The organism is Telmatospirillum sp. J64-1 (assembly GCF_006980715.1).
In the GTDB taxonomy this organism is placed as follows: Bacteria; Pseudomonadota; Alphaproteobacteria; order Rhodospirillales; family Magnetospirillaceae; genus Oleiliquidispirillum; species Oleiliquidispirillum nitrogeniifigens.
The window spans coordinates 88,406-109,182 of sequence record NZ_SBHN01000002.1; the positions used below are offsets into that span (position 1 = coordinate 88,406).

General features: G+C 63.8%; 21 protein-coding genes. 7 read left to right on the plus strand and 14 right to left on the minus strand.

Translation table 11 applies throughout. The annotated features are described in order from the left end of the window. Positions 1-32: 32 nt before the first annotated feature. Positions 33-1,310: a GTPase HflX gene (hflX, locus tag EPD66_RS02690; protein ID WP_142846937.1), complete on the plus strand. Its 1,278-nt coding sequence runs from the start codon at positions 33-35 to the stop codon at positions 1,308-1,310. Positions 1,311-1,316: 6 nt separating this feature from the next. Next, positions 1,317-2,102, plus strand: coding sequence for an inositol monophosphatase (locus EPD66_RS02695; RefSeq protein ID WP_142847126.1), 786 nt, complete (start codon positions 1,317-1,319; stop codon positions 2,100-2,102). A 3-nt stretch (positions 2,103-2,105) separates the two neighbouring features. On the opposite strand, the gene EPD66_RS02700 is transcribed toward EPD66_RS02695, so the two are convergent. From EPD66_RS02700 to mazG, 3 genes are read right to left on the minus strand one after another with little or no spacing between them, the layout of a single operon-like run. Beyond that, positions 2,106-2,873 (minus strand): SDR family oxidoreductase, encoded by a 768-nt coding sequence (locus EPD66_RS02700; RefSeq protein ID WP_142846938.1) that lies wholly within the window; start codon positions 2,871-2,873, stop codon positions 2,106-2,108. A gap of 17 nt (positions 2,874-2,890) precedes the next feature. Further along, the gene (locus EPD66_RS02705) at positions 2,891-3,505 is read right to left on the minus strand and encodes a hypothetical protein (RefSeq protein ID WP_142846939.1); all 615 of its coding nucleotides are present in this window, start codon (positions 3,503-3,505) and stop codon (positions 2,891-2,893) included. A gap of 24 nt (positions 3,506-3,529) precedes the next feature. Next, positions 3,530-4,327, minus strand: coding sequence for a nucleoside triphosphate pyrophosphohydrolase (gene mazG, locus EPD66_RS02710; RefSeq protein WP_142846940.1), 798 nt, complete (start codon positions 4,325-4,327; stop codon positions 3,530-3,532). Between the two features lie 164 nt (positions 4,328-4,491). On the opposite strand from mazG, the gene EPD66_RS02715 reads away from it, so the two are divergent. Continuing rightward, positions 4,492-4,695 carry a hypothetical protein gene (locus tag EPD66_RS02715; protein WP_142846941.1) on the plus strand — a complete coding sequence of 68 codons (204 nt, stop codon included), beginning with the start codon at positions 4,492-4,494 and terminating at the stop codon, positions 4,693-4,695. 63 nt (positions 4,696-4,758) lie between these two features. Here the strand turns inward: EPD66_RS02715 and EPD66_RS02720 are convergent, their stop codons facing one another. Continuing rightward, complete coding sequence (locus EPD66_RS02720) at positions 4,759-5,754, minus strand: fatty acid desaturase (protein WP_142846942.1); 996 nt, start codon at positions 5,752-5,754, stop codon at positions 4,759-4,761. Positions 5,755-6,113: 359 nt separating this feature from the next. On the opposite strand from EPD66_RS02720, the gene EPD66_RS02725 reads away from it, so the two are divergent. Next, positions 6,114-7,796, plus strand: a complete 1,683-nt coding sequence (locus EPD66_RS02725) for a catalase (RefSeq protein ID WP_142846943.1) — start codon at positions 6,114-6,116, stop codon at positions 7,794-7,796. Between the two features lie 200 nt (positions 7,797-7,996). Here EPD66_RS02725 and EPD66_RS02730 read toward each other — a convergent pair whose 3' ends face one another. The 10 genes from EPD66_RS02730 to EPD66_RS02775 form a co-directional block, all read right to left on the minus strand. Continuing rightward, positions 7,997-9,319, minus strand: a complete 1,323-nt coding sequence (locus EPD66_RS02730) for a nitrate regulatory protein (RefSeq protein WP_142846944.1) — start codon at positions 9,317-9,319, stop codon at positions 7,997-7,999. 106 nt (positions 9,320-9,425) lie between these two features. Beyond that, positions 9,426-10,193: an MBL fold metallo-hydrolase gene (locus EPD66_RS02735; protein ID WP_142846945.1), complete on the minus strand. Its 768-nt coding sequence runs from the start codon at positions 10,191-10,193 to the stop codon at positions 9,426-9,428. Continuing rightward, a complete protein-coding gene (locus EPD66_RS02740; protein WP_142846946.1) occupies positions 10,190-10,984 on the minus strand; it encodes a TatD family hydrolase in 795 nt (264 codons plus the stop codon). Before EPD66_RS02740 ends, EPD66_RS02735 begins: the two co-directional genes overlap by 4 nt. After that, positions 10,984-12,534 carry a methionine--tRNA ligase gene (metG, locus tag EPD66_RS02745; protein ID WP_142846947.1) on the minus strand — a complete coding sequence of 517 codons (1,551 nt, stop codon included), beginning with the start codon at positions 12,532-12,534 and terminating at the stop codon, positions 10,984-10,986. Before metG ends, EPD66_RS02740 begins: the two co-directional genes overlap by 1 nt. 50 nt (positions 12,535-12,584) lie before the next feature. Further along, positions 12,585-13,676, minus strand: a complete 1,092-nt coding sequence (locus EPD66_RS02750; protein WP_142846948.1) for a DNA polymerase III subunit delta' — start codon at positions 13,674-13,676, stop codon at positions 12,585-12,587. Continuing rightward, positions 13,673-14,323 carry a dTMP kinase gene (tmk, locus tag EPD66_RS02755; protein WP_142846949.1) on the minus strand — a complete coding sequence of 217 codons (651 nt, stop codon included), beginning with the start codon at positions 14,321-14,323 and terminating at the stop codon, positions 13,673-13,675. The genes EPD66_RS02750 and tmk overlap by 4 nt, the downstream gene beginning before the upstream one ends. An 8-nt stretch (positions 14,324-14,331) precedes the next feature. Continuing rightward, positions 14,332-15,489, minus strand: a complete 1,158-nt coding sequence (locus EPD66_RS02760; RefSeq protein ID WP_142846950.1) for a D-alanyl-D-alanine carboxypeptidase family protein — start codon at positions 15,487-15,489, stop codon at positions 14,332-14,334. Positions 15,490-15,568: 79 nt separating this feature from the next. After that, positions 15,569-16,507 carry a septal ring lytic transglycosylase RlpA family protein gene (locus EPD66_RS02765; protein WP_142846951.1) on the minus strand — a complete coding sequence of 313 codons (939 nt, stop codon included), beginning with the start codon at positions 16,505-16,507 and terminating at the stop codon, positions 15,569-15,571. 39 nt (positions 16,508-16,546) lie between these two features. Then, complete coding sequence (locus tag EPD66_RS02770) at positions 16,547-17,518, minus strand: lytic transglycosylase domain-containing protein (RefSeq protein ID WP_142846952.1); 972 nt, start codon at positions 17,516-17,518, stop codon at positions 16,547-16,549. Between the two features lie 78 nt (positions 17,519-17,596). Then, on the minus strand, positions 17,597-18,091 hold the full coding sequence (locus tag EPD66_RS02775; protein WP_142846953.1) for a flavin reductase family protein: 495 nt from the start codon (positions 18,089-18,091) through the stop codon (positions 17,597-17,599). A gap of 206 nt (positions 18,092-18,297) precedes the next feature. On the opposite strand from EPD66_RS02775, the gene motA reads away from it, so the two are divergent. From motA to EPD66_RS02790, 3 genes are all read left to right on the plus strand, one after another. Beyond that, entirely contained in the window at positions 18,298-19,158 is an 861-nt protein-coding gene (gene motA / locus EPD66_RS02780) for a flagellar motor stator protein MotA (RefSeq protein WP_142846954.1), read from the plus strand. An 8-nt stretch (positions 19,159-19,166) separates the two neighbouring features. Further along, positions 19,167-20,066 (plus strand): flagellar motor protein MotB, encoded by a 900-nt coding sequence (motB, locus tag EPD66_RS02785; RefSeq protein ID WP_142846955.1) that lies wholly within the window; start codon positions 19,167-19,169, stop codon positions 20,064-20,066. A gap of 144 nt (positions 20,067-20,210) precedes the next feature. Next, positions 20,211-20,738, plus strand: a complete 528-nt coding sequence (locus EPD66_RS02790) for an RDD family protein (protein WP_255448347.1) — start codon at positions 20,211-20,213, stop codon at positions 20,736-20,738. The last annotated feature ends 39 nt before the right edge of the window (positions 20,739-20,777 follow it).

Genomic DNA, 20,777 nt, shown 5'->3' on the forward strand with positions numbered 1-20,777 from the left:
CAGGCAGCGAGTCCAAACTTCCCGCAAGGGCCATGGTGGTTCACCCCGCCGTCAAATCGGCGGCGGAGGGAAGCCGTCTGCCTGAATCCCGATTGGACGAAGCGGTCGGTCTGGCCGAGGCCATCGATCTCGCCGTCGTCCATGCCGAGGTGGTGCCCGTCTCCAAGATCCGTCCCGCGACCATGCTGGGGCAGGGGGCGGTCGAGCGCCTGGCCGAGGTCGTGCATGATGCACAGGTGGGCGTGACGGTGGTCGATACCCATCTCTCGCCCGTGCAGCAGCGCAACCTGGAACGGGCCTGGAACTGCAAGGTCATAGACCGCACCGGCCTGATCCTGGAGATCTTCGGCGCGCGCGCCCGCACGCGGGAAGGGCGGCTGCAGGTCGAGCTTGCCTCGCTGTCCTATCAGCGCTCGCGCCTGGTGCGGTCCTGGACCCACCTCGAACGCCAGCGCGGTGGCTTCGGCTTCCTGGGCGGCCCGGGCGAAACGCAGATCGAGGCCGACCGCCGCATGATCGGCGAGCGCATCACGAAGCTGAAACGCGAGCTGGAAGAGGTCAAGCGGACGCGCGAATTGCACCGCAAGGCGCGCCGCCGCGTGCCTTATCCCATCGTCGCCTTCGTCGGCTACACCAATGCCGGCAAGTCCACCCTGTTCAACCGCCTCACCCAGTCGGACGTGCTGGCCAAGGACCAGTTGTTCGCCACGCTGGACCCCACCATGCGCGGCCTGGTCCTGCCGTCTGGCCGCCGGGTCATCCTGTCCGATACGGTGGGCTTCGTTTCCGACCTGCCGCACGAACTGGTCGCCGCCTTCCGCGCCACGCTGGAAGAGGTGCTGGAGGCCGATATCGTGGTCCATGTCCGCGACGTCGCCCATCCCGACGCCGAGGCGCAGAAACAGGATGTGGAAACCGTGCTGCGGGAACTGGGAATCGGCGAGCAGGTGGACAAGGGCCTGGTCGAGGTGCTGAACAAGATCGACCTGCTCGACGAGCATCGCCGGGCCGAGGTGCTCAACCAGGCCAGCCGCGCCGAAGGCATCATGCCGATCTCCGCCCTGACCGGCGAGGGCAGCGCCGCCTTGCTCGACTTGCTTGACCAGCGCTTGGCCGCCAACCGCGAAATGGTGGAGGTTTCCCTGCGCCTGACCGACGGGGCCACTATTTCCTGGCTGTATCAGCATGGCGAAGTGGTCGAACGTCGCGACGACGAGGATCACGCCTATATGATGGTGCGCCTCGATGCGGCCGACGTCCAGCGGCTCCACCGCTTGCGGCGGAGGGATGGAGACAACTCAGGACCCTAGTCAGTGATGCTTCCCGATATCGACCACGTCTCGGATCTCATCCGCCAGGCTGCCGAGACCGAGATCCTGCCCCGCTTCAAGGCCCTTGAAGCCCACCAGATCCGCGAGAAGTCGCCGGGCGATTTCGTGACGGAGGCCGATACCGAGACGGAAAAGCTGCTTTCGCGCCTGCTGCCCGAACTGCTGCCGGGCTCGTTGGTCGTCGGCGAGGAAGCGGTGGCCGCCGATCCCCGCGTCCTCGACCTGCTGTCGGGCGATCAGCCGGTCTGGATCATCGATCCGGTGGACGGCACCCGCAATTTCGCCCACGGCACGCCGGTTTTCGGCGTCATCGTCGCCCTGGTCATGGGCGCGCGGACCATGGCGGGCTGGATCCACGATCCGGTCAATGGGGTGATGGCCACGGCGGTGCGCGGGCAGGGGAGCTGGCTGGACGGACGGCGCGTCACCATCCCTGCCGAATCTCCCCTCGACCAGATGACCGGTTCGCTGGGGTTCCGCAGGAACAAGCCCCTGCAAGCCGCCGTCAAGGGGCTGATCCGCCACGGCAGCGCCGCGCATGATTATCTGGAGATGCTGCGGGGGCGCCTCGATTTCGCCTATTACAAGCGCCTCAACCCCTGGGACCATGCCGCCGGCATCCTGATGTTCACCGAGGCAGGCGGCTTCTGCGCCCTGCTCGACGGCACTCCCTATCGTCCGCTGCCCAGCAATGCCGGGGGCGCCTTGTTGGCCCCCGGGCGGCAAAGCTGGGAAGAGTTGCGGCCGCTGATCGCGCAGACCTCGCCCTGACGGCTAGGAAGTCTTGCGGGTGATGGAGAAGGGCGAGAAGGCCTGCACCGTCGGCATGACTTCCAGACGGTTGATATTCATATGGGCGGGCAGGGCGGCCGTCCAGAAGATGCAGTCCGCGATGTCCTCGGCTGAAAGCGGCGTGGTGTCCTGGTAGACCTTGCCCGCCTTTTCCGCATCGCCCTTGAAGCGCACCATCGAGAATTCGGTCTCGCACAGGCCCGGCTCGATATTGGTGACGCGCACGCCCGTGCCGCTCAGGTCGGCGCGCAGGTCCAGCGAGAACTGCTTCACGAAGGCCTTGGTGCCGCCATAGGCGTTGCCGCCGGGATAGGGATAGGTGCCCGCGACCGAACCGATATTGATGACATGGCCGCGCTGGCGCTCGACCATGCCCGGCAGCAGGGCGCGGGTACAGTACATCAGCCCCTTGATGTTGGTGTCGACCATGGTCTCCCAGTCGTCCAGGCTGGCCTTGTGGGCCGGTTCCAGCCCCAGGGCCAGACCGGCATTGTTGACCAGCACATCGATCTCGGCGAAATCGGCAGGCAGGGACGCGGCGGCGGCGAGAACGGCCTCGCGGTCGCGGACATCGAGCGTCAGGGCATGGACCGGCACGTCCAGTTGCCCCTTCAGATTCTCCAGCCGATCGGTGCGGCGGCCGCAGATGACCAGCTTGGCTCCGGCCCGGGCGAAGCGGCGCGCGGCAGCCTGGCCGAAGCCGGCGGTGGCACCCGTGATGAAGACGGTACGGCCGGTGAAATCGCTCATGATCTTTTCTTCTCCCGTCATCCGCGCATCAGCACCAGCCGAGGGGCAGGCGACAGCGCGTTCTCGATCTTCCAGATATAGACCAGATACCCCGCATAGGACCGGACTTCGCCGGCATTGTGTTCGAGCACGCGGGCATCGGTGACAACGCGGAATTCGCCCTCGACATTCAAACCGAGCGCCATCATCCGGTTGGCTTCCGCCACGGACAGGGTGCGGCCTTGCAGGATGACGCGGCCGTCATCGACGGCACGCAGCGAGAAGATCTCGGCATTGCGGCGCACGAAGCTGACCAACTGGCTGGGATCGAGCACGGATTCCCGCTCGTAGCTTACCCGATAGACCCCGGTATCGCCGACGGGCTGGACCGTCTTGAAAGCTGCATCCCGTTTCAGGTCGCGCTCGTAGAGCGGCACCTTCTCGCGGGCCTCCGCCATGCTGACCTTCCCGGTCATGGCATCGCGGAAGAGCGGGCCGTAGATCAGCTCGCCGTTATAGGACAAGGCATAGGCACCAGCCCGGCTGATGCGCAGCTCCGCCATGAACTTGTTGGGCAGGTAGCAGCCGGAAAGCAGCAAGACCAACAGCCCGGACAGCAGGGCGAAACGCCCCCCACGATACAACGCCCCCATTTTGCCCCGTTCCCCTATGCAATCCTACTGACGCTCGGCCAGTTTGGCCTCGACCCACAATGCCTCCATCTCGTCGAGAGAGGCGTCCTTCGGAGAACGATTCTGCGCGGCGAGTCGAGCTTCGATATGGCGGAACCGCCGCTCGAACTTGGCATTGGTCCGGCGCAAGGCGCCTTCCGGGTCGAGGTCGAGCTTACGCGCCAGATTGACGCAAGCAAAGAGGACATCGCCGATTTCGTCTTCCAGACGGTCGGACGGCGCCCCCTCGTCGATCTCGTGGCGCAGTTCGGCGATTTCCTCTTCGATCTTGTCCAGCACCTGATGGGCCTCGGCCCAGTCGAATCCGACCCGTCCGGCGCGTTTCTGCAATTTCAGGGCGCGGGTGAGGGCGGGCAGGGCGAGCGCCACCCCTGCCAGGGCGCCCTGTTCCTCCTGCCCCTTGGCGGCGCGTTCCGCGGCCTTGGTCTCTTCCCAAGCCCGCGTCTGGGCCTCGGCCGAGCCGATTTCGGCATCGCCGAAGACATGCGGGTGACGGCGCAGCATCTTCTCGGCGACGGCGGCCGCGATATCCTGGAAATCGAAATGTCCTTCCTCGCGCGCCATCTGGGCGTAAAAGACCACCTGGAACAGCAGATCGCCCAGCTCGTCCTTCAGATGCGCCATGTCGCCTTTCGCGATGGCGTCAGCCACCTCATAGGCTTCCTCGATGGTATGGGGTGCGATGGTCGCGAAAGTCTGCTCCAGGTCCCAGGGGCAGCCGGTTTCGGGATCGCGCAGGCGGGCCATGATCTGAAGCAGGCGGTCGAGTGGAGTTTCCGACATGGTCTTTCCGGTCGTTGCTGTGCCGGCGATTAAAGGCCGATCGCAAAGCCCGTGTCAAACGGGCAGGGAAGGCGGGCAGGGCGAGGCCGCAGCAAGGGCTTGATAAGCCCGAATCCTGGCCCTACAAACGAAGCCCACCGTCTCATGCTCTCCAGGGGCTTTTCATGAAGAAGTCGAACACCACCCGGCGCAGTTCCGTTCCTTCCACGGGCCGCGCCAAATCCGCCGCGCGCCAGCGCCGCCCCGCCGCCAGGGCGAGTGCACCGGCGGCCCGTCCAGGGCTGGGCCTGCCCTCCATGCGCAAGCTGGGGCCGGTCCTGCGCACGCTGCGGGTCATCCTGAAGCTCGCCCGCTTCGTCAAGCGCTGAAAAAGAAATCGGGGGCGTCCTTGCCGAACGCCCCCGATCTAAAAATCCATTGCCGTCAAGCGGTCAGGCTGCTGCCGCCTCGCGGAACGACACCATGTGGCGCCGCTCTTCGCACCACAGGGCCAGCCGGACCGCCCCCAGGCTTTCCAGCAGGCCGATCGAGCGGACATCCTGCAATTCGCTGACCTCGGCGAAAGCGCGGGGCAGGTTGTAGTTCGGGATCTTCGCCGACAGATGATGGATGTGGTGAAAGCCGATATAGCCGGTCAGCCAGTGCAGCCAGCCCGGCAGCTTGTAATAGGAACATCCCCGCAAGGCGGCATCGACATAGGTCCATTCCTCGTGCCGGGCCCAATAGGTGTGTTCGAAATTGTGCTGGACGTAGAACAGCCACACGCCGACCGAGGCGCCGACCAGGATGGCCGGAAGCCACACCGCCGCAACCTCGCCATAGCCCAGCAGCCAGCCAAGGCCGCCGAAGAAGACCACCATCGTGACATTCGTCAGCAGGATGCTGCGCGCCGCCTTGCGGGCGGTCTTGCCGCTCAGCCAGAGAGGCAGGCGGTTGCGGATGATGAACTGCCAGGCCGGGCCAATCCCGAACAGGACCGCCGGATGCCGGTAGAGGCGGTAGCGGAACCGTCCCCAGAAATCCATCGCCCGGTATTCTTTGACCGTCAACGTATCAATGTCGCCGACGCCCCGTCTGTCCAGGTCGCCCGAGGTGGCGTGATGCTTGTCGTGGTCCCGCCGCCAGAAATAATAGGGGGTGAAGGTCAGGATCGAGAGGCCACGGCCGATCCAGTCGCAAGCAGCACGGCTGCGCAGAAAGGAATAATGGCCGCAATCATGCTGGACGATGAACAGCCGGACGAGCAGCAGGCCGGCGGCGATGCTCGATGGCAGGGCCAGGGCCCAGGACAACTGGTAGAGGGCATGCGCGCCGACGATGGCGATCGCGAAAAGAAAGAGCGTCACCCCCAACTGGGTGAAGCTGCGCCAGGCAACAGGGGCTGCATAAGCGGAAAGCCGCCTGTTCCAAGCATTTATGGACGTCATTGACACGGATGATAGGTCCTCGTGTTCACCCAGGGGCAGAAAGGAAGCGGGGAGGGCCGCAATCTATCTCTTTAGAGGCAATATTGCTTTTGTTATTTCGGGGAAAGAGGAGGATGCGACACATAATCTCGGATTCCCGCGAATAGGAGATGGTTCAAAAGTAGGGCTCGCACAAGCGCCGGCAAGCCGATCCCCTTCCTCGTGCGGTGCCCCGGCCTGCCGTCGTCGGGAGAACCCAAGCGCTAATAAGAGCAAGGACGCGGCAAAGCCCCCCATTCGTAGTCCACGCTTCCCGCATGGCGTGTTGACGGGGATAGGCAAGGCCCCATTTCCCTGGAAGCCAAGCCAAGGAGATCGCGATGAGCAGCAATGATGACAAGGGGAACGATCCCCGCATCCTGACTAATCGCCAAGGCCACCCCGTCATCGACAACCAGTCACAGCGCACGGTCGGAAGCCGCGGCCCGGCGACCTTGGAAAATTATCAATTCCTAGAAAAGATCAGCCATTTCGACCGCGAGCGCATCCCCGAGCGCGTGGTCCATGCCCGGGGCTTCGTGGCTTATGGCGAGTTCGAGGCGACCGGCAAGATCGGGGATGAACCGGCTTCGAAATATACCCGTGCCAAGATCTTCCAGCAGGCGGGGAAGAAGACGGATCTGGCGATCCGGTTTTCCACCGTGATCGGGGGGCGGGATTCCTCGGAAGTCGCCCGCGATCCGCGCGGTTTCGCCGTGAAATTCTATACCGAGGACGGCAACTGGGACCTGGTGGGAAACAATCTGGCCGTGTTCTTCATCCGCGACGCCATCAAGTTTCCGGATGTCATCCACTCGCTGAAGCCAGATCCGGTGACCTTCCGCCAGGAGCCGAACCGCATCTTCGACTTCATGAGCCAGACGCCCGAATCGATGCATATGCTGACGCATCTGTTCAGCCCGCGCGGCATTCCGGCATCCTACCGGCATATGGAGGGCTTCGGAGTCAACACCTACAAGATGGTCAATGCCGAAGGCGAGACGGTGCTGGTGAAATACCATTTTCACCCACGTCAGGGCATCGCCAGCCTGACGGCGGCCGAAGCGGCCAAGGTGCAGGGCCAGGACCTGGGCAGCGCCTCCAAGGATCTGTACGAGGCCATCGAACGGGGCGACTACCCGCAATGGGACATGTTCGTGCAGATCATGGAAGACCACGAACATCCGGAACTGGACTGGGATCCGCTCGACGACACCAAGATCTGGCCCGAGAAGGACTTCCCGTTGCGGCATGTCGGGGTGATGACCCTGAACCGCAACATCCAGGACGTCCACAATGAAAACGAACAGATCGCCTTCGGGACCGGCGTCCTGGTGGATGGGCTCGACTTCTCGGACGACAAGATGCTCGTCGGCCGGACCTTTTCCTATTCCGACACCCAGCGCTATCGCGTCGGGCCGAACTATCTGCAGCTTCCGGTGAACCAGCCCAAGAATGCCGCCAAGAAAGTTGCGACCAATCAGCGCGGCGGGCAGATGTCGTATCATGTGGACCTGGCGCCGGGGCAGAACCCGCATGTCAACTACGAGCCGTCCCTCCATAGCGGCCTGAAGGAAGCGCCCGAGGATGGACCCAATCTGCCGCCGGAAATAAAGGGGCGCCTGACACGCACCGTCATCGAGCGGCGCAACGATTATGTGCAGGCCCGCGGGCGCTATGTGACCATGATGGACTGGGAGCGCGACGACCTCGTCAAGAACATGGGAGAGATGCTGAGCCAGTGCGAACGCGACGTGCAGGAACGCATGCTCTGGCATCTGCTGCTGGTCCATGACGATTACGGAAACAGGGTAGGGAAGGCCATCGGGCTCACCGCCGAGGATGTCCGGCATCTCGAACCCTTGCCGAAACAGGTCCTGACCGAAGAGGACCAGCGCCGCCTGCAAAATCTCGGCAATAACGGCGACACGATCGACACTGAAATCTGGGGCCAGTGGACCAGCTCGGTGAAGAACTATCAGGCAAGCGCCGAGGAAGTCCTGAGCGGCATGATTAAAACCTAACGGGAAGGGAGCTTCTTTCTGGGATGGCGTAGCCAAAGCGGCTGCACCATCCCATCAGAAGGCGTAAAAGCCTAATCACCAATTGTCGCATAATGTATATTATGGAGAGAAAGCGGTGAAGCCATCTGGCTTTCACGGCTTTGGCTTCATACAGAGAATTATGCGACTTTCGCCTGGAACGTCTTCCGGCGCTTTTCCCTCTACTTTTTCAGAACGTCGGCCATGGCCAAGGCGGCTTCGGCCACTTCGACCAAGCGCTTGTTCTGGTTCATGGCCATCTGCCGCAACAGCTTGTAGGCCTGATCCTCTGTCAGGCCGCGATGAGTAATCAGCAATCCCTTGGCGCGTTCAACCACCTTGCGTTCGTTCAGGGCCGCACGCGCCATTTTCAGTTCGTCGCTCATGTCCTGAAGGCGACGCGACTGCGCCTGGACCAGATCCAGGATAGAACGTCCCAATTGCGGGCTCAGGCCATCGACGCTGTAGACGCTGACACCCGTCTCGATGGCGCCTTCGATCAGTGCCGGATCGGCCTTCCCCAGGAAAATGGCGACCGATTGCGTGCTGTCGGTCGCGGTGCCGGGTGTCAGGCTTTCCAGATGATGGTATTGGCTATGCAGATCGGCGCGCGCTTTTTCCAGCTTGGCCGTGCACAACACCTGCAAATCGCCGGCAAGGCGCTCCTCCACGCACCGCATGGCGTCGATGCGCCGGGTGGCCTGATCGAACCAGGCCGTACTTTCCACGCCCTTCAGTTCCCCGCTCAAACCGCCGACGCAGGCCAAACGGCGCATCCGCTCGAATTCGGCGATTTCCGGCCCCGACAGGATATCGCGGCTGAATTCCGCCTGATCCGCCTGGGCGAATTCGCTAAAAATCTGCAAGGAACGGTGCTGGGCTTCGATCAGATGCAGGAAACGCTGATGCTGGGCCGCCTCGAACCGCCCCAGCGCAAAGCCTGCGGCGCCGATCGCCCTTTCCTGCCCGGCGAATTCCTTGCCCTGCATCAGGTTGAACAAGGCCACCAAGGCCCGTGAAACCTCGGGATCGGCAGCCGTATCCGCAGCTTCGAACACTACGGCCAGAAGCCCCGCGACAATCTCGCTGAACGCCGTGACGACGTCCTGGGGCGCAATGGCCAATCGCCGGATTTGCGCCCGAATGCCCGGCAGAGCATCGAGCTTGTGCAGTACATAGGCGATACGGCTGAGCAGGCGCGCCCCGGCATTCATGCTGCCGCTATCCTCGACGAAGCGATCCAGCCAAAGCCGGAGGCTTTGCTCCGTTTTCAGGCACTCGCTCACATGTTGGGCAAGCTGATCGGCAAAGCGCCCTCCCCGCGACCCGAGATAGAGACTGGAAAGCCCCCTCTCCTTCTGCATGGCATGGGTCAAGACGCTGAAGCCTTGCACCAGCTCGCTCATCACGGCCAGCTGTTCCAGGCTGCGGATTTCGCTCTGTTTGGCTGAGATCAGAAAACGCAATGCAGAGCCGCTTTGAGGAGTTCGAAGATCCTCGACCATGCTTTCCCCATCCAATCCCAACAACAAAGGCACCAAGGGTGGGGCTTGCACCGCTTGATGGTGCCCACGCTACGCAAGTTCGATGCCAGGAAAGGAAGGCGGCGGATCAGACTTCGATCACCATGCCGTCATAGCCGGGCTCGACACCCGGCGGGCAAAGGGCGCGGACATGGTCGTAATCCATGCGCGGCCCCATATGGGTCAGGATGGCGCGTTCCGGCTTCACGCGCGCGACCCATTCCAACACCTTGTCCAGATGCGCATGGGTCTGGTGGGGCTTGAACTGCAGGCAGCCGACGATCCAGGTTTTCACGCCCGCCAAAGCCGCGAAGGATTCCTCGGGCAGGTTCACCACGTCGGTGGAATAGGCGAAATCGCCGAAGCGGAAGCCGGTGCTCTTGCTCCAGCCATGGTCCTGCTCGAAGAAGCTGACGGCAATGCCGCCGACCTCGACCGGGGCGGTCAGGGGACGCGGAATCAACAGCGGCTTGTAAATCGGGTATTTGCCGGTATCGAGTTCGGCGAAGACATAGCCGAACCGCCCCCGGATGGAGTCCAGGACCTGGGGCTCGGCGAAAACGTCGAGCGGGCCGTTCATCAGCCGGTTGATCTCGCGCAACTCGTCGATGCCATGCACGTGGTCGGCGTGATCGTGGGTATAGAAGACGGCATCCAGGCGCCGCACCTGGGCATCGAGCAATTGCTGGCGCAGGTCGGGGCCGCTATCGACCAGGATGGCCGTGCCCCCCTCCTCCACCAGGATCGAGGGGCGCCTGCGCCGGTTCCTGGGCTGGCCGGGATCGCAATCGCCCCAGCCGACACTGATCACCGGCACGCCGCCGGCCGCGCCACAGCCCAGGATCGTGACTTTCACCCCGGCACCTTCGCGCTATGCGGCACCTTGGCGAAGAGGCGGAAGAAGTTCTCCGTCGTCACCTCGGCGATGGCCGCGGAATCCGTGTCTTTCAGTTCAGCCAGTTTGGCGGCCGTATAGGCCACGAAGGACGGCTCGTTGCGCTTGCCCCGCTTGGGGATGGGCGCCAGGAAGGGAGAGTCGGTTTCCACCAGCAACTTGTCCAGCGGCAGGCCCTTCACCGTCTCGCGAATAGGCTCCGCCGTCTTGAAGGTCAGGATACCGGACAGCGAGATGTAAAGCCCGTTCTTCACTGCGATATCAGCCAGTTCTGGTCCAGAGCTAAAGCAGTGGATGAGCCCGGGGAAAGCCCCCTGCCCCATTTCCTCGGTGATGATCCGGGCGGTATCCTCGTCGGCATCGCGAGTATGGATCACGACCGGCAGGCCGGTTTCCCGGGCTGCGCGGATATGGGCACGGAAACTGGCCTGCTGGCGATCGCGGGGGCTGTGGTCGTAGAAATAGTCCAACCCCGTCTCGCCGAACCCCACGACCTTGGGATGTTGGGCCATCTCGATCAGCCGGGCCGCATCGGTATCGGGCTCGTTCCCGGCTTCATGGGGATGGATGCCGACCGTGCAATAGACCTGCGGATAGCGCTCGGCCACCGCCAGGACCTGCTCGAAACGGGTGACATGGGTACAGATGGTCAGCATCAGCCCGACGCCGGCATCGCCGGCGCGGGCCACGACATCATCCAATTCTTCGGCGAAGTCCGGAAAATCCAGATGGCAGTGGCTATCCACCAGCATCAGGCCACATCCTCCTCGGCATCGACGAAACGCGGGAACACGCCCTGCGGCTTGGGCAGATCCGTCCCGGCCACCAAGGCCGTGCCGAAAGCGGCGAAAGTCCGCTCCTCACCGCCCACCGCCAATTGGTCGAGCATCCGCGACGCCGAATCCGGCACCACCGGCAGCATCAGCAGCGAGATGCGGCGGATGGTCTCGGCCAGGACGTAGAGGACGGTCTTCATGCGGTCGGGATCCGTCTTGCGCAACGCCCAGGGAGCCTGACGGTCCACATAGGCATTGGCCGCGCGCACCACCACCCAGATGGTTTCCAGGGCATCGTGGAAAAGCTGGCGGTCGAACAGGTCGCGCACCCGTTCCAGCAGCGCCCCGGCCTCGCTCAGCAGGTCCTCGTCGTCGCCGGACAGCGCGCCGGGCTCCGGCACCTTGCCCTCGCAATTCTTGGCGATCATCGACAGCACGCGCTGGGCCAGATTGCCCAGGTCGTTGGCCAGTTCGCCATTCATGCGGTTGACCATGGCGCGATGCGAGAAGTCGCCGTCATTGCCGAAGGGCACTTCGCGCAGCAGGAAGTAACGCACCTGGTCCAGGCCGTAGCGCTCGATCAGCTGCAGCGGATCGATCACATTGCCCAGCGACTTGGAAATCTTCTGGCCTTCATTCGTCCACCAGCCATGGGCGAAGACGCGCTTGGGCGGCTCCAAGCCCGCGGCCATCAGGAAGGCCGGCCAGTAGACGGCATGGAAACGCAGGATGTCCTTGCCGACCATGTGCAGGTCGGCGGGCCAGTAGCGGGCATACTCGCCACCGGTCTCGGGATAGCCGACGGCGGTGATGTAGTTGGTCAGGGCATCGAGCCAGACATACATGATATGCTGGTCATCGCCGGGCACCGGCACGCCCCATTTGAAACTGGTGCGCGACACCGACAGGTCGGTCAGGCCGCCCTTGACGAAGCTGATGACTTCGTTGCGCCGGGAATTGGGGGCGATGAAATCCGGATTCTTCTCATAGAAGTCGAGCAGCCGCTCCTGCCAGGCCGAGAGGCGGAAGAAATAGCTCGGCTCCTCGACCCATTCCACCGGCGCGCCGGTGGGGGCGATCTTCTGCCCGTCGGGACCGTCCTTCAGTTCGTCGGCGCCATAGAAGGCTTCGTCACGCACCGAATACCAGCCGGCATAAGCGCCCAGATAGATTTCGCCTTTGTCGATCAACTGCTTCCACAAGGCCTGGCAGGCCTGCTTGTGGCGCTGCTCCGTGGTGCGGATGAAGTCGTCGTTGGAGAAATTCATCCGCACGGCGAGATCGCGGAAATTCTGCGAGACCGTATCGGTGAAGGCCTGGGGGGCGATGCCCTTGGCCGCGGCGGATTTCTCCACCTTCTGGCCGTGTTCATCGGTACCGGTCAGGAACTTGACGTCATAGCCGTCCAGCCGCTTGAAACGCGCCAGCACATCGCAGGCCAGGGTGGTATAGGCATGGCCGATATGCGGGACGTCGTTGACGTAGTAAATCGGCGTGGTGATGTAGAAGGGCTTCGGCCCGGACATCGGTCTCTCCCGAGAAGGCTATAGAAGACCTATGGGTCCCGGCCGGCGGGTCAAGGGCGCGCCAGCCGCTCCACGGTCTGAAAAGCGTTTAGAACGACCTGCTTGCGGTCGAGGTTCACCGCGTCGGCGCGGGCGAACAAGGAAGTATTCTTTTCCCACACCTCAACCCATTGATCAAGGCTGGCCGCCGAAAGCAGCCGTTCGGCCACCTCCGCCTCGCCGGGTACGACCTCGGCGATGGACTGGCGGGCGCCTCCGGTGCGGATGACGCGGGCCAGCCACCAGCCGAAAAGCTCGGTCACCGTGCGCCAGGCCTGATCGGCGCCGCTGCGCGACACCCGGTCACCGAAGGCATGCAAGGCGGGAATATCCAGCCGGGGCAGGCCCTGCAACAGCCCGACCATGTCGCGGTAGAGGTCCAGCCCGCCCTCGCCCGCCAAGGCCAGGGCCCGGCCGACACTGCCCTCGCCCAGCCGCGCCAAGGCCCTGGCATCGTCATCGCTCAGGTCTGGCCGATTGCGCCGCAGCAGTTCCAGCACGGTGGTTTCGGACAGCGGTTGGAGCATCAGGCGGCGGCAGCGCGACCGGATGGTCGGAAGCAGCCGTCCCGGGCTATGGGCCACCAGCAGCAGCAAGGCGTTGCGCGGCGGTTCCTCCAGCACCTTCAGCACGGCATTGGCACTGGAACGGTTCATCTCGTCGGCAGCGTCGATGATGACCACGCGCCAGCCGCCCTCGGCGGCGGTCAAGGACAGGAAGGCACCGACGCCGCGGACGTCCTCCACCACAATCTCGCCGCGTCTGCGCGTCTGCTTGTCGTCGCTCCAGCCGCGCTCGACCACTTTCAGGTCGGCATGGCCTCCGGCGGCGACACGGCGGAAGACCGGATGGTCGGCAGCCATATCCAGGCCGGGCGGGACTGCATCGCCGAACAAGCCCCCGCCCTGCTCCGCCGCACCGCCGCTCAGCACGAAACGGGCGAAGCGATAGGCCAGGGTGGCCTTGCCGATGCCGCGCGGGCCGCAGATCAGCCAGGCATGGGCCATGCGCCCGGAAGACCAGGCATCGACCAGGGCGCGTTCAGCTGCCGCATGTCCGAGCAGAAGCGGCGTCTCACGGGGAAGCGGAATGTCGGCACTCATGACAGTGCAAGGTCGAACTTGGCGGCCACTGCCTCCATCACCCGCCCATGGACCTCTCCCACGCTCCCCAGAGCGGACAGGACCACACAGCGTTGCGGCTGCCTGCGGGCGATCGAGAGGAAACCGTCCCGCATGCGTTGATGGAAATCCCTGTCCATGCGTTCGTAACGGTCCTCGGCGCCGCCCCGGCCAAGGGCGCGCTTCAGCCCCTCTTCCACGGGCAGGTCGAGGATCAGGGTCAGGTCCGGAGCGAAATCGCCGATGGCGGCATGATGCAGCCGCTCGATGGCCTCTGCCCCCAGATCATGGCCGAAGCCCTGATAGGCAAGGGTGGAATCGGCGAAGCGGTCGCTGACCACCCATTGCCCGGCGGCCAGGGCCGGTTCGATGGTCCGCAGGACGTGGTCACGGCGCGCGGCGTAATGCAGCAGGGCCTCGGTCATCGGGTCCCAGCGATCCGTCGCCCCCTCGACCAGAAGGCGCCGGATTTCCTCGGCCCCGGCCGATCCGCCCGGCTCGCGGGTCTGGACCACCGCATGACCGGACCGGCGCAGCGCTTCGACCAGCAGACGGGTCTGGGTAGATTTCCCCCCTCCCTCGCCGCCTTCCAGCGTAATGAAACGGCCGCGCCGTCCTGTGGTGGTCATGACATCCGTCAGTTGGGTCCGAAGACCACATGTTGCAGGGCGGCCCCGATACGGCCGACGAAGCCCAGGCGTTCGACATCAGCGCCGGCATAGAGCGGCAATTCGATGGGGGCCTGATCGGGCACCGACACCACCAGCTTGGCGATCTGGTCACCCTTGCGGATGGGGGCGGCGACGGGGCCTTCATAGACCGCCTTCACTTCCATGTTCTCACGCGCACGGCGCGGCAGCGTGACCACGGCCTTGTCGGCGGCGATCAGCGGCACGGTGGCCTTCTGGCCCAGCCAGACCTCGGCCTCGGTGAAGGCCTCGCCGGCCTCGGCCAGGGTGTAATTATCGAATTCGCGGAAGCCCCATTCCAGCAGGCGGGCGGATTCGTCGGCGCGCTGCTGCATGCTCTTCAGGCCGTTGACCACCAGGATCAGGCGACGGCCGTCGCGCTGCACCGAGGCGGTCAAGCCATAGCCCGCGGCCTCGGTATGGCCGGTCTTCAGGCCGTCGGCTCCCATGTTGCGGTAAAGCAGCGGGTTGCGGTTGCCCTGCGTGATGCCGGCATAGGTGAAATTCCGCTCGGAATAGAGGTGGTAATATTCCGGATGGTCCATGATCAGACGCCGCGCCAGGGTCGCCAGGTCGCGGGCGGTCATCAGATGGCCTTCATCCGGCCAGCCTGTGGCGTTGCGGAAGGTCGAGGAGGTCAGGCCGATCTCACGCGCCCGGCGGTTCATCCGCTCGGCGAAGGCCTCTTCGCTGCCCGCCAGTCCCTCGGCGAGCACGATGCAGGCATCGTTACCGGACTGGACGATGACACCGCGCAGCAGGTCCTCGACGCTGACCTGGTCGCCCACATGGACGAACATCTTCGAACCTTGCTTGCGCCAAGCCCGCTCGCTGACCGGGAAAGTGTCTTCCAACGACAGGCTGCCGTCCTTGATATGGTCGAAGACCATGTAGCTGGTCATCAGCTTGCTCATCGAGGACGGCGGCATCAGCTCGTCGGCGTTCTTCTCAAACAGAACCTTCCCGGTGGCGAAATCCACCAGGATGGCCTCGCGGGCGGCAGTTTCGACCTCGACCGCATGGGCGGCGGAGCCAACCACGAGAAGCGTGGCGGTAATGACTGCGGCGAGCGGTCGACGGAGGAAGGAGGGCGTGATTGCTACCATTACTCTCGATGCCTGTGCTTGGAGACGGATCAACGGCGTCCATAGACCTAGATTGCGCCTTAAGTATGACGCGCATCCGTTAATCGACGATTATCCTTGCATCGGTATAGCCCGAATGGATCACCGTGGCGAGTAGACGGTCGGCTTCCTCGACACTGGCAAAGGGACCAAGACGGACGCGGTATAACTCCGAGCCATTGACATGGACGGTGGAAATCTGGGCCATGCCCAGGCCGGACAATTGCGCGCTCAGGCGATTGGCATTGTCATAGAGGGAAAAGGCCCCGGCCTGCACATAGACCTGGGTGTTGACCGGCGTTCCCTGAAGCACCGTCTGGTTTTCCAGGACCATTTCGGGAGCGGGCGGCGGGGAAAGACGTTCCGGCGGAGGCGTATGCACCACCGGCTGGGGCCTTTCGTTGCTTCCCGGCGGCGGCAGGGTCTCGGCGGCGACGGTGACGCGCGGCGCGGCCGACGGAGCGGGCGTCCCCGGGTCCTGCCCTTGCGCCATCAGGCGGCTTTCCTCGGCCAGGATCTGCACCCGCACCTTGGCCGTGCCCTGCTGCTCGAAGCCCAAAAGCTGGGCCGAGCGCCGCGACAGGTCGATGATGCGGCCATGGGCAAAGGGCCCCCGGTCGTTGATCCGCACGACGATCGACCGGCCATTCTCCAAATTGGTTACCCGCACGAGGCTAGGCATCGGCAGGGTACGATGCGCCGCCGTTATGTCGTTCTGATTGAAGATCTCGCCGTTGGCGGTCTGCTTGCCATGGAAGCCCGGGCCGTACCACGAGGCGATGCCGGTCTCGTCGTAATTGTAATCGACCGCAGGGTAATACCATACGCCCCTGATCTGATAAGGATTCCCGACCTTGTAGTTGCCCGTGCTCTTGGTGCTCGGGGCCGGGGTCAGGGTCTTGGCCGTATGAACGGCCAGCTCTGTCTGGGCACAACCTGCCGTTATGCCGCCCACCACCGAGATGGCGAGCAACTTCGTCCAGACAGCCTTTCGCATCATCAACGACCTTCAGCAATGTCCCCACTTAGGTGGTAGACCTTACTGACTGCCGATCGCGTCCGCAAGTAATCCGACCGATGCTGCGAAGAAAGTGGACCGATTCCAGGTAAGGAAGGTGCGATAATTGTCGTAGACGAGGAAGACCGGCCCGCCCTCCCCGGCCCTTACCAGCGAGCCCTGAATCGTGCTGGAAGGAAGATTGCCGCCATCGGCACGGCGCACACCCAGCGCCTGCCATTGATTGACGCTGCGGCGGGTGGCGGTTCCGATCAGACGCTGGTCGAATCCGGCCGGAAGGCGCACCTCCCTGCCCCATGTCTGGTTACGGTTCCAGCCCGACTGGGACAGGTAATTGGCGATCGAGGCGAAGACATCGGGACGGGAATTCCAGATATCCCGGCGGCCGTCGCCGTTGCCGTCCTGTGCGAAGCGCAGGAAGCTCGAAGGCATGAACTGGCTTTGGCCCATCGCCCCGGCCCAGGAACCGGTCATCTGCCCGACGGGGATATGCCCTTCATCGAGGATCCGCAGGGCGGCGAGCAATTCCTGGCGGAAGAAGGCCGCCCGGCGCCCCTCATGAGCCAGGGTGGCAAGGGCCGGCACCACCTGGAAGTCCCCGGTCACGCGGCCGTAATCGGATTCGATTCCCCACAGCGCCACGATGAAGCGCGGCTGCACGCCATAGCGGCGGCCGATCTCCTCCAGTAATTCGCGGTTCTCGTCGTAGAGCTGCCGTCCCCGGGCGATGCGTTCCTGGGAAACGATGCGGTTGCGGTATTGCTCGAAGGTCAGGGTGCGCTCGGGCTGGCTGCGGTCCAGTTCGATCACGCGCGGCACCGGCTCCACTCCGCTCAACGCGGCCTCGATCGTGGCCTCGCTGATTCCGGCCGAACGCGCCTCGGCTTTGAGCCCTTCGAGGAACGCCGCGAAGTCCTCCTGGGCCGAAACCGGCAGGGCCATACCGGCAAGCAGCAATGTGGTCGCGGCGGCAAGGCGCAAGGCCTTCAACATCCAACCTCCTCTTCCAAAGGGCGCATCGGCCGCAAAGCCTCGATGGCGGAAAAGGCGAACAGAGGCGGTTCCGGCCCCTTAGGGCAAACCGGCGGTGCAGCCGATATCGGCATAGGCACCCCGGAAATAGACCAGCGGCTGGCCCGCCGGGCGCGATTCCAGCCGCACCACCTGGCCAATGAAGATGGCGTGGTCGCCCCCGTCGATGACTTCGCTGGTACGGCATTCGATGTTGGCAAGGCAACCGGGAAGAACAGGCGAGCCCGTGACCCAGCTGTCATAGGACAGGCCCTTCCACTTTTCCTCCATGCGGGAAGAAAAGCGGATCGACAATTCCCGTTGATCGTCGCGCAGGACGTTGATGACGAAGTGACCCGAAGCCCGCAGCGCTTCCAGGCTGTTGTTCTTCTTGTCCAGGCAGAACAGAACCAGCGGCGGTTCCAGCGAAAGCGAAGAAAAGGCACTGACGGTAACGCCGACCGGCTGCCCCGTCTCGCTCACCGTGGTCACCACGGTCACTCCCGTGGGAAAGCAACCCAGGGCTTTGCGAAAGCTGCGCGGATCGACAGTCATGAGCTCCGTTCCGGTCGAAATCGATTGGTCGTTAATGCTTCATACAGGAAACGGATGGAAGGATAAAGCTAGCAATAAGGCCCTTTGCCGTGCTCGGGTATCGCTCGTTAAGGCATATCTTCCATTGACTTGTGCACCGCAACGGGAATTATAGCTACCTCTAATGGGTTATAGGCCCCACCGGCCACACTTCAGGGTTTTTCAGTATGTTTGCAATCATCGGCATGGTTGTCGTAGCGAGCTCGGTCCTTGTGGGCTATGGGGCGCATGGCGGTAACTTGTCCATCCTGTGGCAGCCCTTCGAAGTGCTGATCATCTGCGGGGCCGCGATCGGCGCCTTCATCCTGGGCAATCCCCGCCCGGTCTGGATGGGGGCCGTCAAGAACATCAAGCTGATCTTCCGCGGCCCGCGCCATGACAAAGCCAGCTATATCGAGCTTCTCAGCCTGCTCTATTCGGTGTTCAAGCTGGCCAAGACCAAGGGCGACCTCGCCCTGGAAAGCCATGTGGAAAAGCCCGACGAAAGCCCGCTGTTCCAGAAGTTCCCGAAATTCACCGCCGACCATCACAGCCGCGATTTCCTCTGCGATTATCTGCGCCTGCTGACCCTGGGCACCAACAATGCCCACGAGGTGGAAGCGATCATCGACGCCGAGATCGAATCCCACCACGAGGAAGCCCACGCCATGTCCGGGGCGGTCACCACCATGGCCGACGGCTTGCCGGCGCTTGGCATCGTCGCCGCCGTGCTGGGCGTCATCAACACCATGGGCTCGATCACCGAACCGCCGGAAGTGCTGGGCGGCCTGATCGGCGCGGCCCTGGTCGGGACCTTCCTCGGCGTTCTGCTGTCCTACGGCTTCGTCGGCCCGATCGGCAACAGCATGGCCAAGGTCTTCGACTCCGAAACCCGCTACATGCAATGCATCAAGGCCGGCCTGCTGGCCCATATGCAGGGCTACGCCCCGCAGGTTTCGATCGAATTCGCTCGCAAGACCCTGCCCCCGGAAGTCCGCCCCTCCTTCTCGGAGGTCGAGGATACGGTCACCAACCTGCCTCCTGACTGATAACGATCATGGCCGACAGCAACCAGCCAATCATCATCAAGCGTATCAAGAAGGGTGGCCACGGCCACCATGGCGGCGCTTGGAAAGTGGCCTACGCCGACTTCGTGACCGCCATGATGGCCTTCTTCCTGCTGCTGTGGCTGCTCAATGCCGTCACGGAAGAGCAGCTGAAGGGGATTTCCGATTACTTCGCGCCGGCATCCCTGTCCCGTTCGAGCAGCGGCGCCGGTGGCATGCTGGGCGGCATGACCATCGGCGAAGGCGCGATGACCAGCCAGTTGAGCTCGCCCGCCATTCGCCATTCCCTGCCGCCGCCGACCATCGGCTCGGGCGGCGAGGACCTGACGGACCCGTCGGAAGGGCTGACCCAGGAAGAGTTCGAAGAAGCCATGGCCGAACGCGAACAGCAGCAGTTCGAACGGGCCATGCAGGCGCTGGAACAGGCCATGCAGTCGATCCCCGAGCTCGCCAAGCTCAAGGACAGCCTGATGGTGGACAACACGCCGGAAGGACTGCGGATCCAGATCGTCGACCAGGAAGGCCTGGCGATGTTCCCGCGCGGCAGCGCCAATATGTACGGCCATACCCGTGCGCTTCTGGAACTGGTCAGCCGCGTGGTGCAGCAATTGCCCAAGCAGATCGCCATTTCCGGCCATACCGACGCGACCCGCTTCGCCGACGGCTCGGGCTACACCAACTGGGAATTGTCGGCTGACCGTGCCTTGGCGAGCCGGCGCGTCCTGATGATGGCCGGCGTGCCCGAGGAACGCATCGACCGCGTCGTCGGCCGGGCCGACCAGGACCCGCTGGTGGCCGACGATCCCAGCGATGCCCGCAATCGCCGGATCAGCATCGTCCTGCTGCGCGAACAGCCCGTGCCCGGGGTTCTGCGGGTGGAAAGCCGCTAAAGGGCCCTTCCTTTAGCCGGTCCGGGCTTCAATTGTCCCCGGGCAGCGCCAGATAGGTGGCATGGTTTTCACGGTTCCCGCCCCGGCGGGAACCGTACTGGCGCCGCGGCCCAGTTCCGCCGCGGCTAGGGAGGGTCTTCGTCCATGTCCGGTTCCATGCCCAGCTTCGAAAACGGCAGCACCTCGCCACGGCAGGAAGCGCCCGACCCGGTGCGTCAGCCGCAATATTATGACGGCGTGACCCTCAAGCGCTGCCTCGCCTATCTTCTGGATGCGGTGATCCTGTTCTTCCTCATCGCCGGGGTCTGGCTGCTGACGGGCATGGCGACGCTGCTGACCTTCGGCCTTCTCGCGCCGTTCCAGGCCCTGGCTACGGCCCTGACGCCGCTGGCCTACCACATCCTGCTGATCGGCGGCCGCCGCTCTGCCACCTTGGGGATGCGGGTCATGGGCCTGCATGTCCGCAGCTTGGTCGGCCCAGCCCCGGTGGCCCAGACGCCGCCGACCCTGCTTCAGGCGGCGATCCAGACGATCTGCTTCTACGGCTCCCTGGCCCTGACCGGCGCACTTATTCTTCTCGTGGTGTTCTTCAACCCCCGCCGTCGGACCTTGCACGACTTCCTGTCAGGTACGATCGTGGTAAATGCTCTCTCCTCCGAGACAGGCAGGTGACCTGCCTCTTGTCGATGCTGGCAGGACTTACCACGCAGC

Coding starts and splice junctions, on each gene's coding strand:
- EPD66_RS02760 (WP_142846950.1), bottom strand. CDS start 15,489: ATGGTAGCAATCACGCCCTCCTTCCTCCGTCGACCGCTCGCCGCAGTC.
- EPD66_RS02740 (WP_142846946.1), bottom strand. CDS start 10,984: ATGCTGGTGGATAGCCACTGCCATCTGGATTTTCCGGACTTCGCCGAA.
- EPD66_RS02700 (WP_142846938.1), bottom strand. CDS start 2,873: ATGAGCGATTTCACCGGCCGTACCGTCTTCATCACGGGTGCCACCGCC.
- motB (WP_142846955.1), top strand. CDS start 19,167: ATGGCCGACAGCAACCAGCCAATCATCATCAAGCGTATCAAGAAGGGT.
- EPD66_RS02720 (WP_142846942.1), bottom strand. CDS start 5,754: ATGACGTCCATAAATGCTTGGAACAGGCGGCTTTCCGCTTATGCAGCC.
- EPD66_RS02715 (WP_142846941.1), top strand. CDS start 4,492: ATGAAGAAGTCGAACACCACCCGGCGCAGTTCCGTTCCTTCCACGGGC.
- EPD66_RS02750 (WP_142846948.1), bottom strand. CDS start 13,676: ATGAGTGCCGACATTCCGCTTCCCCGTGAGACGCCGCTTCTGCTCGGA.
- hflX (WP_142846937.1), top strand. CDS start 33: ATGGTGGTTCACCCCGCCGTCAAATCGGCGGCGGAGGGAAGCCGTCTG.
- motA (WP_142846954.1), top strand. CDS start 18,298: ATGTTTGCAATCATCGGCATGGTTGTCGTAGCGAGCTCGGTCCTTGTG.
- EPD66_RS02775 (WP_142846953.1), bottom strand. CDS start 18,091: ATGACTGTCGATCCGCGCAGCTTTCGCAAAGCCCTGGGTTGCTTTCCC.
- EPD66_RS02730 (WP_142846944.1), bottom strand. CDS start 9,319: ATGGTCGAGGATCTTCGAACTCCTCAAAGCGGCTCTGCATTGCGTTTT.
- metG (WP_142846947.1), bottom strand. CDS start 12,534: ATGTCCGGGCCGAAGCCCTTCTACATCACCACGCCGATTTACTACGTC.
- tmk (WP_142846949.1), bottom strand. CDS start 14,323: ATGACCACCACAGGACGGCGCGGCCGTTTCATTACGCTGGAAGGCGGC.
- EPD66_RS02770 (WP_142846952.1), bottom strand. CDS start 17,518: ATGTTGAAGGCCTTGCGCCTTGCCGCCGCGACCACATTGCTGCTTGCC.
- mazG (WP_142846940.1), bottom strand. CDS start 4,327: ATGTCGGAAACTCCACTCGACCGCCTGCTTCAGATCATGGCCCGCCTG.
- EPD66_RS02765 (WP_142846951.1), bottom strand. CDS start 16,507: ATGATGCGAAAGGCTGTCTGGACGAAGTTGCTCGCCATCTCGGTGGTG.
- EPD66_RS02725 (WP_142846943.1), top strand. CDS start 6,114: ATGAGCAGCAATGATGACAAGGGGAACGATCCCCGCATCCTGACTAAT.
- EPD66_RS02790 (WP_255448347.1), top strand. CDS start 20,211: ATGTCCGGTTCCATGCCCAGCTTCGAAAACGGCAGCACCTCGCCACGG.
- EPD66_RS02705 (WP_142846939.1), bottom strand. CDS start 3,505: ATGGGGGCGTTGTATCGTGGGGGGCGTTTCGCCCTGCTGTCCGGGCTG.
- EPD66_RS02695 (WP_142847126.1), top strand. CDS start 1,317: ATGCTTCCCGATATCGACCACGTCTCGGATCTCATCCGCCAGGCTGCC.